This is a genomic window from Stenotrophomonas maltophilia (assembly GCF_039555535.1).
Classification (GTDB): Bacteria; Pseudomonadota; Gammaproteobacteria; order Xanthomonadales; family Xanthomonadaceae; genus Stenotrophomonas; species Stenotrophomonas maltophilia_Q.
In genome coordinates, this window is record NZ_CP154630.1 from 2,313,781 (window position 1) to 2,326,011 (window position 12,231).

Consider the following 12,231-nt stretch of genomic DNA (forward strand, 5'->3'; position numbering starts at 1 on the left):
ATCAGGGCGTGGCCGCAGAGCTCGCGGACAGCAGGTGGTTGATCGCCCAGCGAAGTGCCAGCGGCTTGAACGGCTTGCTCAACAAAGAGAGCCCCGCGCCACGAACTGCATCGCGCGTCGCGCTGCCGGTGTCCGCACTGAGGATCACCGTCGGCCGCAGCCCATGCATGGCCGTCAGTCGCTTCCACAGCGCGACACCGGTATCGCCGTCATCCAGGTGATAGTCGAACAACCACAGCGCGGCCTCATGTGCTGATGCTCCGATCACATCGGCGCCCGTTGCCGCAATGACATCACAGCCCCAGGAGTGCAGCAGCTGCTGCATCGCCTCCAGCGCAACCGGGTCGTTGTCCACCACCAGCACGCGGATGCCCTTGAGGGCGGTGCTGCCATTGGCCATGGTTCCGCCGCGCGGCGCTTCCGGCCGCGAAGCGCGTGTCACGCTGAGCGAGAAGGTCGAGCCGCGATCCGGCACGCTGCGCAGGTGCAGGGGGGCATGCAGCAGACCGGCAATACGGTGTGCGATGGTCAGGCCAAGCCCCAGGCCCTGGCCATTGCTGCGATCGATCCGATGGAATTCTTCGAAGACCACCGCCTGTTGCTCCGGTGCAATGCCGGGGCCGGTGTCATGCACGCCAATCGACAGCCTCCGGCCCTGGCGGCGCACCCCCAGCAACACGCCGCCACGGCGGGTGTAGCGGATGGCATTGGCCAGGAAGTTCTGAAGCACCCGGCGCAGCAACAGCGGATCGCTGTAAACCCAGGCGTGGCTTCGCACATAGCCGAACTGCAGGCCGCGGGCTGCCGCGAGCACGGCAAACTCCTGTGCAAGCGGATCCAGCACGTTCGACACCGGGAACGGTCGCGGATCGGCCACCAGCCCACCGGCCTCCAGTCGAGAAATGTCCAGCAGGCCCGACAGCAGGTCATCGGTGGAATCCAGCGCACCACGGATCTGGCGCAGGAAGCTGTCGAGGAACTCCGATTCGATGTGCTGCGACATCGCATCGGTCAGCAGCTGCGCGGCATGCAGGGGTTGGATCAGGTCGTGGCCCACGGCAGTCAGGAAGCGGGTTTTCGCCACGTTGGCGCGCTCGGCTTCCTGCACCGCCTGTTCCAGCCGTGCGGTGCGGTCCTGCACGCGGTGCTCGAGTGTTTCATTGCTGCGCTTGAGTGCATCTTCCGCCCGGCGGAACGCGGTGACATCGGTGAAGGTGGCCACGTAGCCGCCACCCGGCATCGGGTTGCCGCGGATCTCGACGATGGTGTCGTCGGGGAAGATGCGCTCGGACAGGTGCGGCGTGCCGCGACGCATGTGGGCGACGCGGCGCTGCAGCGCTCTGTCGGACGTGTCGCCGGGGCCGTCGCCAATCTTCAGCTGGCCCAGTGCCCAGGCGGTGAGATCGACCACCGGGCGCCCCACCTGCAGCAGCTCCGGCGGGAACCTGAACAACGCGGCGTAGCGGCTGTTCCAGGCCACCAGCTGCAGCTGCGCATCGACCACGCTGATGCCCTGGCTCATGTTTTCCAGCGCCGCCTCCAGTAGCCGCTGGTTGAAGCGCAGAACCTGCGTTGCCTCGCCCACCGCGCGGGTCACCGCATCCAGCGGCGCGGCGCCACCCTCGCGTGCGGCTTCGACCAGCAGCCGCGCCATGCCCGCGCCCACCACGGCGGTCAGCTCGCGCTCGATGGCGATGACCCGGTCATCATCCAGCATCTGCCCGGCGTGGCCCTCCAGCAGCTGGCGCGCACGCTCCTGGCCGAGGAAGCGTCCGGCGGTCCTGCGCAGGGAAGCGGCAGCCACCGCATCCCGCCTCCGGGGCAGCGGCGGACGCACGGCGCGCGACACCAGGGCAACCGTCAGCAGATTGATCGCCAGGCTGGCGCCCATGCTGAGCGCGATATGGCCGGGTTGCACGCGCAGCGAAACCACGGCCAGCCAGTGCAGTCCGTCGGGACTGGCTGACGGTGTCGCGGCCGGGATCACCATCGGCAGCAATACCAGCCACAGCCAGGCCAGTGAACCCAGCACGATGCCGGCCATGATGGCCGGGGACGGCGTGCGTGGGCGGTACACGGCCAACAGCACCGCTGGTGCCAGCTGCGAGAGGGCGGTGAAGGACATCAGGCCGAAATCACTGAGTGCCTCGGTATCGCTCATCGCGCGGCTGTACAGCCACGCCATCAGGAACACGGCGAGGATGCCTGCACGTCGGAACGCCAGGACACGCGGGCGCAGGTCGGCATTGGCCACGCCGCCACCGATGCCGCCGAGCAGGTGCGACCCGAATCCATGGTTGCCAAGCATGATCGACAGGGTCAGCCCCGAGAGGATCATCATGCCGGTGGCCGCGCTCAGGCTGCCCAGGTAGGCCAGCAGTGCCAGCAGGTGACGACCGCCGGCCTGGGGCAGGGCCAGAACATACAGGTCCGGAGATACCGATGCCGGCAGCTGTGCTGCACCGGCCAATGCCATCGGCACCGACGGCAGCCCGATCAACAGCAGGTAGACCGGGAACATCCAGCGTGCCGTCTTCAGGTCCGAGGTCTGGCGAAGCTCGACCACGCCGACATGGAACTGGTGCGGCAGGGTGAATGCAGAGATGGCGCCCAGCGCAACCATGGTGAGATAGTCCGGCACGATGGCCGGTGGCGGCAGTTGTGCCATCTTTTCCAGCAGCGGCGTGCCGGCCGCGTGCACCGACAGCGCGGCATACAGGCCGATGGCCAGCAGGGCGGTCAGCTTCAATACCGATTCCAGGCCCAGAGCGACCACGATGCCGCGGTTCGGTTCGGTGGCCGATGCCTTGCGGGCACCGAACAGCAGGGTGAAGGCGGCCATCGTCAATGCGAACCAGAACGACATGTCCAGCTGCCAGCCGGCAGCTGTGAAACGATCACCCAACAGTGCGCCCAGCCCTTGGCTGACCGCTCTCAGCTGAAGTGCGATGTAGGGAATGATGCCGAGCAGCGCGACCAGGGTGATGGTGAAGCCAAGGCCGCGATCCGCACGCAGCCGTGCGACTACCAGGTCGGCGATGGTGGCACTGTTGTGCTGCCTGGCCAGTCGCCCCAGGCGGTGCAGGAACGGCAGGCCGAACGCGAAGATCAGCGCCATGCCAGCGAGGGTGGGTGGAATGGGGAAGCCCCATTGCAGCCCCTGCGATGCCGCGCCGTAGTATGTCCATGCGGTGCAGTGCACCGCCAGGGACAGTGCGTAGATGAGCGGCCATGCCTTCGAAAGCCGATGCCCCCGGCGCTCGCCCCACAGGGCCACGCCAAACAGCAGTGCGGTCCACGCAATGCAGGCCAGCAGCACGAAGGAGGGCGTCAACATCGCTCCAGTGTAGGCAGAAGCCGGGCGTGACGGCGCTAGGCTGCGATCACGATCAGTGACAGCTGCTCGGCAACCAGTGCCATATCACCCTCCGGAAGCCGTTCCACACTCTTGTGCTGGGTCAGCAGCCACTGCCCGGGCTGGCGCAGCTCCAGCGAGAGCAGCCGCGAGCGGACGCGCACCTCCGAACCGCTCGGCACCGGCGCCAGGAAGCGCACCTTGTTCAAACCGTAGTTGAGCACGTGGGCGATGCCGGGGAAGCCGGCGAGGGCGGCCACGTCGTCCTCCACGGTCAGTGAGAGCAGCAGGAAGCCATGTGCGATGGTGCGCCCACCCGCCAGCTGTGCCTGCGCCCGCGCCGGATCGACATGGATCCAGTTGTGGTCGCCGGTGGCATCGGCGAAGGCGTCGATGCGCGACTGGGCGATGCGGGTGGCGCCACTCAGCCGCTCGCTGGCCACCCATTGCTGCAACGCCTGCAGGGCCGCCGGCAGGGCGGCGGCGGTGTCCTGTGGGCTCATTCCACACGCTCCAGCAGGGCCAGGATCGCACCACGCGCCTCAGGCTCGGACAGCATGGGCGCGTGGCCGACATCCGGCACCTCTACCAGCCGGGCACTCTCCGACGTCGCCGCCATCTGCCGTGCAACGTCGGCCGGCAGGATGTCGGACAGGGCGCCACGCACCACCAGCACCGGCACGCGCGAGGTCAGCCCGCGCACCGCGCGCCACAGCACCGGCCGCAGCAGCCACAGCACCCACGGTCGCGTGGTGCGGATCACCGCCGGGTCGTAGTCCAGTTCCAGCAGTCCATCGCTGCGCGTGCGGAAGGTACGCACCGCCATCTGTCGCCAGTCATCGGTGCTGAAGCGCGGGAACGCGGCCTTGCCGATCGATGCCACATAGGCAGTGGCCTGCTCGAGATCCATCGGCGGCACCGGCTTGCCCGCGTACTTGCCGATCCGTGCCAGCGCCTCACGCGGCACCTTGGGGCCGGCATCGTTGAGGACCGCACCCGCGATCCGCTCCGGCGCGCGCGAGGCGAGGGTGATGGTCACCAGTACGCCCAGCGAGGTGCCGACGAATACCGCCCGGTCGATGTTCTGCGAGCGCAGCAGCGCTACCAGGTCGTCGGCATAGGTGCGCGGGTTGTAGCTGGTGGGATCATGCGCACGCTCCGACCCCGCGCGCCCCCGCAGGTCGACCGCGATCACGCGCCAGCCGCCGGCAGTGAGCGTATCGGCCAGCGCATCGAAATCGGCACCATTGCGGGTCAGGCCGGGAATGCAGACCACGGTGCCGCGCGGTGCCGTTCCCGAACCCGGTGCATGGTCGCGCGCATGCAGGCGCAGGCCATCATTGCTGTGCCAGTACAGATCTACGTAGGACTGCATCATGCAGGGGCTTCCTGGAAATCGTAACGGATGCGCTAGAAATCGTAACGGACGCTGAGGCTATATTGGCGCGGCGGTCCATAGAAGCCAATCAGCGTGCCGACCGCCGGAATGTTGTAACCGGTGGTGCGGTATTCCTTGTCGGCCAGGTTGGTGCCCTGCAGCGAGAAGGTCCAGGCGTCATCCAGGCGCCAGATCACACCGGCATTGACCAGTCCATAGCCGTCCTGGCGGATCACCGGGCTCAGGTCGGTGGTGGGCCAGACCTCGCTCTGGTAGCTGTAGCTCACCCGTGCAGAAAGGTTGCTGCCGTTGGCCAGGTCAGTGCGGTACTCCACGTTCAATGCACCCGAGAATTCCGGCGCATTGGTGAACTTCATCTGCCTGGCGACGTTGACGCCGCGATCGATGTACTCATCGTACTTCGTGTCCAGCCAGGCCAGGTTGCCGGAGATCAGCCAGTGCTGGCTGGGCAGGTACTGGTACTCGACTTCCAGGCCCTTGACGGTGCCGGCGCCGGCATTGGTGAAGTCGCCGAAGAAGGAATCGTCGATGCCATCGCCATTGGTGTCCAGGCCGGTGAACACCGACAGCTGGATATCCTTGTACTTGTTGTAGAACGCCGACAGGTTCAGGAAGAAGCGCTGGTCGAAGAAGGCCATCTTGCTGCCGACCTCGTAGCTGTCCACGGTCTCATCGTCGAAGGGCTCGGCCGAGCGTGGCACCGCCACCGCGTTGGCGCGGATGTTGTAGCCGCCCGACTTGAAACCGCGCGTGGCCAGCCCGTACACCATGATGTCCGGGGTGATCTGGTAGTCCAGCGAAACCTTGGGCGAGACGTTCCTGAAGTTGGTCTTCTTGTCGAAGTCCGCCGTCACCGCCACCGGCCGGCTGAAGCCCGGGTCAGCATAGAGGCGGTTCAGCACGATCGCGCGCTTGTCTTCGTCGGTGTAGCGGGCACCCACATCAAGCTTGAGCCTGCTGGTCAGGTCGAACGTCCAATCCGCGTACAGCGCGATGCTGTCGGTCAATACCTTGCCCTGGTTGTCGGCGAACTGGGCGCTGAAGTAGTTGTTCTGGATCTGGCCGCCGGCCTCGCCACTGAACTGGTACAGGCCGACCACGCCGCGCACCCGTCCGCCGGCATCGTAGTTCAGCTGTATCTCGTTGCTGACCTGCTCGTCGTGGTAAGTGCCGCCCACGTCGGCCAGCTTGATCGGCGTGGTGTCGAAGTCGATGTTGGCCTCACTGTCGGATTCACGCTTGGCCACCACGTACTTCACCGCGATATCTTCGTTCGGGCGCCAGTTCACCGTGGCCGACGCGCCCTTGGTTTCCACGTTGTTGAGATTGCGCATGCCCGAACGGATGTCATAACGGCTGTCCATTGGCGGGTAGGCGCGCAGGAACGGATTGGGCGCCAGCATCTTCGAACCGCGCATGCCGGAGTGGTCGTCGATCCAGTCCAGTGCGAACTGCACGTCGAAGTCATCGCCGGCGTACGCACCCAGGTTCACGCGCGCCGCGTTGATCTGCTTGTCGCTGACCGGCTGACCGTTGAACGTGTTCTCGCCGAAGCCATCGTGGTTCATGCTGGCCACCGCCACGCGGGCACGCAGGCCGCTGTCGGCACCACCGATCGGACCACCGATGGCGGCCTTGGCATCCAGCTGGCTGTAGTTGCCCACGGTGACCTGGGCGAAGCCCTCGGTTCTGGTGGGCAGGCCGCGCGAGATGTACTTGATCGCGCCACCGATGGTGTTCTTGCCGTACAGCGTGCCCTGCGGGCCGCGCAGCACCTCGATGCGCGAGACATCGAACACGTCCAGCAGCGCCCCCTGCGGCCGCGCGATGTAAACGTCATCCAGATAGATGCCTACGCCCGGGTCGGCGCCCCAGGTGGGATCGGACTGGCCGATGCCGCGGATGTAGGCGGTAACCGTGCTGCTGGCGCCACGGGCGGCGTAGATGGTCAGGTTCGGTACCTGCGCATCCAGGTCGCTGATGTCCTGGACATTCATCCTGTCCAGCGCCTCGGAGGTGAAGGCGGTGACGGCGACCGGTACCTCCTGCAGCGTTTCCTCGCGCTTGCGTGCGGTGACCTTGATGCTGTCCAGGTTTGTGGGTGAAGCGGTCCTGCCTGCCGTCGGCACGGCCTGTGGCGTGTCCTGTGCCAGTACCGGCCCGGAGGCCAGCAGCGCGCCGATCATGAGACTCAGGCAATTCCGTTTCATTCGGTCCTCCCCCAGGCAAGTGCTCACAGATGGCCCATTGCCACCCCTGCAGCGAAGGCTAGCGGTGTCATCCGGCAGCGGCGAGTGGACCTAGGTCCAGTCGGCAGTGGCCGCCGGATGCGGATACTGGGCGTGCCCTCAGCCGGACGCGCTCCCCGGTACTACTTCATCCACGACTCACGCATGAGGATCTGGCCATGAATTCCGGAATCGATTCGATCAAGGCGGTAGTGCTGGCGCTGTGCTGCTGGCTGGCGTCGGCAGGCAGCGTGCTCGCCGCGGGCCCTGCCGGGCATTGGGACATCGGCCTGTACGGCAACCTGTTCGGCGCCCGCGAATACCAGGTCTGGGTGCCGGCCGGCTACAGCGACCAGCAGCCGCTGCCCTTGCTGTTGGTACTGCACGGCTGCGTCAACGGCCCCAACCTGATGGGCGAGGCCTCCGGCTTCAACGATGTGGCCGACATCGAGGGTTTCATCGTGGTCTATCCGCGCCAGAACGTGACCTCCAACCCGGCGCGCTGCTGGAACTGGCAGCTGCCGATCAACCAGGCCCGTGACAGCGGCGAGGCGTCGATCCTGGCCGGCATCGTGGACAAGGTGAAGGCCGGTTACAGCGTCGATCCGCACCGGGTCTACGTCACCGGCATTTCCGCCGGCGGTGCTATGACCTCGATCATGCTGGCCTGCTATTCGGACGTGTTCGCCGCTGGTGCCATCCATTCCGGCGGCATGTTCAAGGGTGCGACCACCATCTCCGGCAGCGCCTACGCGTTGCTGGCCGGCAGCATCCATTCGCCGGACAGCAACGGTCGGCTGGCCTGGCAGTGCTCGGGCTCACCGATGCCGCGCCCGCTGCCGGTGCTGGTGTTCCATGGCAGCGCCGACCTCACCGTCAACCCGGTAAACGGTGAGCAGGCCGTGCGCCAGTTCCTGCAGACCAACGACCTGGCCGACGACGGCCTGGACAACGACTCGGTGAAGTACCTGCCGACCAGCACCTACCATGGCCAGGTGCCGGGTGGGCGTGCCTACACGGTGGACACCTATGCCTATGGCGGTCGCACGCTGGCACAGCACTATGTGGTACAGGGCATGGGGCATGCGTGGAGTGGCAGCCAGTCGGGCTTGCCGTTCACCGACCCGAAGGGCCCGGATGCCACGTTGATCACCTGGATGTTCCTGAAGAACTACCAGCGCTGAAGGCAACAACCGCTGTAGTGTCGAACCTGATCGACGGTTGCAACCCCATGCTAGCCTTCGCCCTGGCAGGACTGCCTGACAGGGGGAGGGCATGGACATCCGACGCGCTTTTTCAATCGCATGGCTCGCATTCGGCCTGCTCGCATTGCTGTTGTCGGCAAACGCCCTCGGCCATCCCGGCGGGCTCGACAGGAATGGCTGCCACACCAACCGCAAGACCGGTGACTACCACTGCCATCGAGGCGCTCCAGCAGCGCCTCGATATGTCGACACCCCGCGCAGCAGTTTCGCCCCCGGTTCTGCGCGCAGGTCCGGGGTGTTTGCCAACTGCACGGAGGCCCGCGCCGCCGGAGCAGCGCCGGTACGGCGTGGTGATCCGGGGTATGGGCCGCACCTTGATCGCGACAATGATGGCGTGGGCTGCGAACCCTATCGTGGTCGCAGGTAGGGCAAGGCCCGCCTGGCTTCAGTCGCCGTTTTCCCGCGTTCGTCGGTCATCAGCAGGGCTGGTCGCACGACCTCCCTGCGTGGGAGGCGATGCCCTAGGCTGTTGTCACTTGACCGCAGGGACGAAGGCTTCCATGAACCGCTGGCTTTTCCTCGCGCTTGCCGCGCTCCCGTTCGCCGCCGGTGCCGTGGTCATCCGCGATGATGTTGACGATGCCAGGTACCAGATAGACGCAACGGAATTCCCGGCACTGGCAGACATGCCGGGCGAGGGGCACGGCGTCCTGATTACACCGAGATGGGTGGTGACCGCCGCGCATGCCGCACCGATGGAGGGGATGGGCGCCACCATCACCATCGATGGCAAGGGCTATGGTGTCGAGCGTGTCTTCCTGCACCCCGGCTATCGGAGGATGCCCGAGGCGCTGGGCATGGAGGCGATGGCAACGGGGAGTGCGTCGAAAATCCACGCGTTTCTGGCGGCGTCGGATGACATTGCGCTGATCAGACTTGCCACACCGGTGAGCGACGTGCAGCCGCTGGCGCTCTATCGTGGCAGCGCCGAGGTCACCCAGATCGCCACCTTGATCGGCAAAGGCGCCACCGGCAACGGTGCGACTGGACTGGTGCCCGGCGGGCCGCATCGTACGACGCTGCGGCGGGCCTACAACGCGATTACCGGCGGCAACACGCGTTATCTCTGGTACCGGTTCGACCCGCCTCCGCAGGGCCTGCCCCTTGAAGGCGTGCTCGGCAACGGCGACAGCGGCGGCCCGCTGCTGATCGAGGATCAAGGCGTGTGGAAGCTGGTCGGCCTTGGGTCCTGGATCACTGCCGTTTCCGAGCACGCACTTGAAGCCGGCTACTATGGCCAAGTGGTCTACAGCGTTCGCGTGTCCCGCTACATTGACTGGATCGAAAGCACTATCGATCGTGACGCGTCACGTTAACTGACTGCCCAGGAGCCTGTCGCGTAGATGCTGGCCCGGTCTCAAGGCATGCGACCGGCGTTTGTATCCTTCCAGCGATGGCTTCTTCGTTCAAACATCCTGCGTGCATGATCGACTTCCAGCCTTCCGGCTGGGTGCAGAACGGCGGGCGCTGGGATCTATGGTGGAACGGCCGTTCGGTGGCGCACATCATGGCACACCCCGTACTCGGTATCCGCCTATGCCTGGATGCGCGCAGGATGTCACGAAGCAAGGTCGTCGCTGCGGCGAATGTACGCCAGGCCAAGCGCTATGCCGAGCGCTGGTGCGCCGTTCGGCTTTGCCCCCAGTTGCGACTGCGCGATGCAGTGGCACGACTGGTGGATGCAACGCCCGGCACGCAAGGTGCGGGGACGCCACCGCTCTCCCGCGAGCAGCGGCAGCAGGCCCGCCGCCTGGCTGAGGCGGGAGCGGGGGAGGTGAGGCGGATCAAGGAGGCGCTCGCGCCCCGTCGGCCGCCGATGGCAGTGCGGCCTGATGTGCAGGAAAATGGCAGAGCCTGGTCGACCACAGACCAGGCTCCACCCAGTCGCCCGCCGGGTGGCCGCGCTACGCCGAAAGCTCCTCGCGCACGATCTTCGCCCCTGCGCTGAGCGCGCGCAGCTTGCCGCGTGCCACTTCACGCGCCAGCGGTGCCATGCCGCAGTTGGTGCTCGGGTAGAGCTTGTCGGCATCCACGAACTGCAGCGCCCTGCGCAGCGTGTTGGCCACGTCTTCCGGCGTTTCCACCGTATTGGAGGCCACGTCGATGGCGCCCACCATCACCTTCTTGCCGCGCACCAGTTCGATCAGGTCGATCGGCACGTGCGAGTTCTGGCATTCCAGCGAGATGATGTCGATGCTGGAGGTCCGCAGCTTCGGGAACGATTCTTCGTACTGGCGCCATTCCGAGCCCAGTGTCTGCTTCCAGTCGGTGTTGGCCTTGATGCCATAGCCGTAGCAGATGTGCACGGCCGTCTGGCACTTCAGGCCTTCGACGGCCCTCTCCAGCGCAGCCACGCCCCAGTCGTTCACTTCGTCGAAGAACACATTGAAGGCGGGCTCATCGAACTGGATGATGTCCACGCCGGCGGCCTCCAGTTCCTTTGCCTCTTCGTTGAGGATCTTCGCGAACTCCCAGGCCAGCTTTTCGCGGCTCTTGTAGTGGGCGTCATACAGCGTGTCGATCATGGTCATCGGGCCAGGCAGGGCCCACTTGATGGGTTGCGCGGTCTGGCGGCGCAGGAACTTCGCATCCTCCACGAACACCGGTTTCGGGCGGCTGACCGCGCCAACCACTGTCGGCACGCTGGCATCGTAGCGGTTGCGGATGCGCACGGTTTCGCGCTTCTCGAAATCGACACCGCTGAGGTGCTCGATGAAGGTGGTAACGAAGTGTTGCCGGGTCTGTTCGCCGTCGCTGACAATGTCGATGCCTGCGTGCTGCTGTTCCTGCAGGGACAGGCGTAGCGCGTCCTGCTTGCCTTCAATCAGGCCATCGTCCTGCAGTTTCCAGGGTGACCAGAGCTTCTCGGGCTCGGCCAGCCAGGATGGCTTGGGCAGGCTGCCTGCGGTGGAGGTGGGAAGCAGTTTCTTCGTCGACATTGCGTCTTGTTTCCTGGGGCGAGTGGGGAATCGATGGATCAGCGGGCGGCCCACTGCTCAAGCACGGCGCGGTATGGCTTGATGAAGTGTTCTTCGGTGAACCTGCCCTGCTTGACCGCCAGCTGGCTGCGCTCTTCGCGGTCGTAGACGATGCGGGTGGAGGAGTAATCCTGGTGCTTCAGGCTGGGCTGGTAGACCTTGCCGGCCACGGAGTTGGCGTTGTAGATCTCCGGGCGGTAGATCTTCTGGAAGGCCTCCATCGTGCTGATGGTGCCGATCAGCTCCAGGTTCGAGTAGTCGCCCAGCAGGTCGCCCTGGAAGTAGAACGCCAGCGGTGCGACGCTGCCCGGCGGCATGAAGTAGCGCACCTGCAGGCCCATCTTGTCGAAGTACTGGTCAGTGGGAGAGAACTCGCCCTGCCGGTACTCCACGCCCAGGATCGGGTGGTGGTTCTCGGTGCGGTGGTAGGTCTTGCTGCTGGATACGCTGATGCAGATCACCGGCCCCTTGCTGAAGTTGGCACGGTAGGCGTCAGATTCCAGGAAATGCCTGAACAGCTTGCCGTGCAGGTCTCCAAAGCCTTCCGGAATGCCAAAGGTGGCCTTGCCTTCGTTGCTGGCCGGCAGCACCACGCTGAAATCGTAGTCGCGCACGTAGGACGAGAAGTTGTTGCCGACGATGCCTTCGGTACGGGCACCGGTGCGGGTGTCGACGATGGTCGGTCGCAGCACTTCGATCAGCGGGAACGGATCGCTGCCATTGCCGCCATCGATGTGCATCTCCACCGAGATGATGTCCAGCTCGACCGCGTAACGATCCGCGCTGGGGTTGTCCCAGTGCGCCAGATCGTTGAAGCGGTTGTTGATCATGCTGATCGTGTTGCGCAGGTTCTCCTGGCGCGACGCGCCGCGGGCCAGGTTGGCAAAATTGGTGGTGATGCGCGTCCCATCGGCGGGCTGGTAATCCTCGTTGAAGGGGATGCGCGTGATGCTGAAGGTGAAGGTGTCGGTCGTCATGGATGGCGTTCCGTAGTGCGGGGTGACAT

Annotated in this window: 9 protein-coding genes; 3 read left to right on the plus strand and 6 right to left on the minus strand. The window is 65.5% G+C overall.

The window, feature by feature from the left end; genetic code table 11:
- Position 1: 1 nt before the first annotated feature.
- From AASM09_RS10690 to AASM09_RS10705, 4 genes are read right to left on the minus strand one after another with little or no spacing between them, the layout of a single operon-like run.
- Entirely contained in the window at positions 2-3,337 is a 3,336-nt protein-coding gene (locus tag AASM09_RS10690) for a hybrid sensor histidine kinase/response regulator (RefSeq protein ID WP_049430812.1), read from the minus strand.
- Positions 3,338-3,372: 35 nt separating this feature from the next.
- Positions 3,373-3,858 (minus strand): MaoC family dehydratase, encoded by a 486-nt coding sequence (locus AASM09_RS10695; protein WP_049430807.1) that lies wholly within the window; start codon positions 3,856-3,858, stop codon positions 3,373-3,375.
- On the minus strand, positions 3,855-4,733 hold the full coding sequence (locus AASM09_RS10700; protein WP_049430805.1) for an alpha/beta fold hydrolase: 879 nt from the start codon (positions 4,731-4,733) through the stop codon (positions 3,855-3,857). Before AASM09_RS10700 ends, AASM09_RS10695 begins: the two co-directional genes overlap by 4 nt.
- A gap of 32 nt (positions 4,734-4,765) precedes the next feature.
- The gene (locus AASM09_RS10705; protein ID WP_238378710.1) at positions 4,766-6,964 is read right to left on the minus strand and encodes a TonB-dependent receptor; all 2,199 of its coding nucleotides are present in this window, start codon (positions 6,962-6,964) and stop codon (positions 4,766-4,768) included.
- Positions 6,965-7,161: 197 nt separating this feature from the next.
- Here AASM09_RS10705 and AASM09_RS10710 point away from each other — a divergent pair, with 197 nt between their 5' ends.
- The 3 genes from AASM09_RS10710 (at position 7,162) to AASM09_RS10720 (ending at position 9,563) form a co-directional block, all read left to right on the plus strand.
- Positions 7,162-8,166 carry an extracellular catalytic domain type 1 short-chain-length polyhydroxyalkanoate depolymerase gene (locus AASM09_RS10710; RefSeq protein WP_343369027.1) on the plus strand — a complete coding sequence of 335 codons (1,005 nt, stop codon included), beginning with the start codon at positions 7,162-7,164 and terminating at the stop codon, positions 8,164-8,166.
- 91 nt (positions 8,167-8,257) lie between these two features.
- The gene (locus AASM09_RS10715) at positions 8,258-8,614 is read left to right on the plus strand and encodes an excalibur calcium-binding domain-containing protein (protein WP_100443849.1); all 357 of its coding nucleotides are present in this window, start codon (positions 8,258-8,260) and stop codon (positions 8,612-8,614) included.
- Positions 8,615-8,747: 133 nt separating this feature from the next.
- On the plus strand, positions 8,748-9,563 hold the full coding sequence (locus AASM09_RS10720) for a S1 family peptidase (RefSeq protein WP_049430797.1): 816 nt from the start codon (positions 8,748-8,750) through the stop codon (positions 9,561-9,563).
- A gap of 588 nt (positions 9,564-10,151) precedes the next feature.
- On the opposite strand, the gene AASM09_RS10725 is transcribed toward AASM09_RS10720, so the two are convergent.
- A complete protein-coding gene (locus tag AASM09_RS10725; RefSeq protein ID WP_049430794.1) occupies positions 10,152-11,186 on the minus strand; it encodes a methionine synthase in 1,035 nt (344 codons plus the stop codon).
- Between the two features lie 38 nt (positions 11,187-11,224).
- Positions 11,225-12,202, minus strand: a complete 978-nt coding sequence (locus AASM09_RS10730; RefSeq protein WP_049430793.1) for a DUF1852 domain-containing protein — start codon at positions 12,200-12,202, stop codon at positions 11,225-11,227.
- Positions 12,203-12,231: the final 29 nt, after the last annotated feature.

Excerpts from the sequence above, each read along its gene's own strand:
- AASM09_RS10705 (WP_238378710.1), bottom strand. The coding sequence starts at position 6,964 with ATGAAACGGAATTGCCTGAGTCTCATGATCGGCGCGCTGCTGGCCTCC.
- AASM09_RS10715 (WP_100443849.1), top strand. The coding sequence starts at position 8,258 with ATGGACATCCGACGCGCTTTTTCAATCGCATGGCTCGCATTCGGCCTG.
- AASM09_RS10710 (WP_343369027.1), top strand. The coding sequence starts at position 7,162 with ATGAATTCCGGAATCGATTCGATCAAGGCGGTAGTGCTGGCGCTGTGC.
- AASM09_RS10695 (WP_049430807.1), bottom strand. The coding sequence starts at position 3,858 with ATGAGCCCACAGGACACCGCCGCCGCCCTGCCGGCGGCCCTGCAGGCG.
- AASM09_RS10690 (WP_049430812.1), bottom strand. The coding sequence starts at position 3,337 with ATGTTGACGCCCTCCTTCGTGCTGCTGGCCTGCATTGCGTGGACCGCA.
- AASM09_RS10725 (WP_049430794.1), bottom strand. The coding sequence starts at position 11,186 with ATGTCGACGAAGAAACTGCTTCCCACCTCCACCGCAGGCAGCCTGCCC.
- AASM09_RS10730 (WP_049430793.1), bottom strand. The coding sequence starts at position 12,202 with ATGACGACCGACACCTTCACCTTCAGCATCACGCGCATCCCCTTCAAC.
- AASM09_RS10700 (WP_049430805.1), bottom strand. The coding sequence starts at position 4,733 with ATGATGCAGTCCTACGTAGATCTGTACTGGCACAGCAATGATGGCCTG.
- AASM09_RS10720 (WP_049430797.1), top strand. The coding sequence starts at position 8,748 with ATGAACCGCTGGCTTTTCCTCGCGCTTGCCGCGCTCCCGTTCGCCGCC.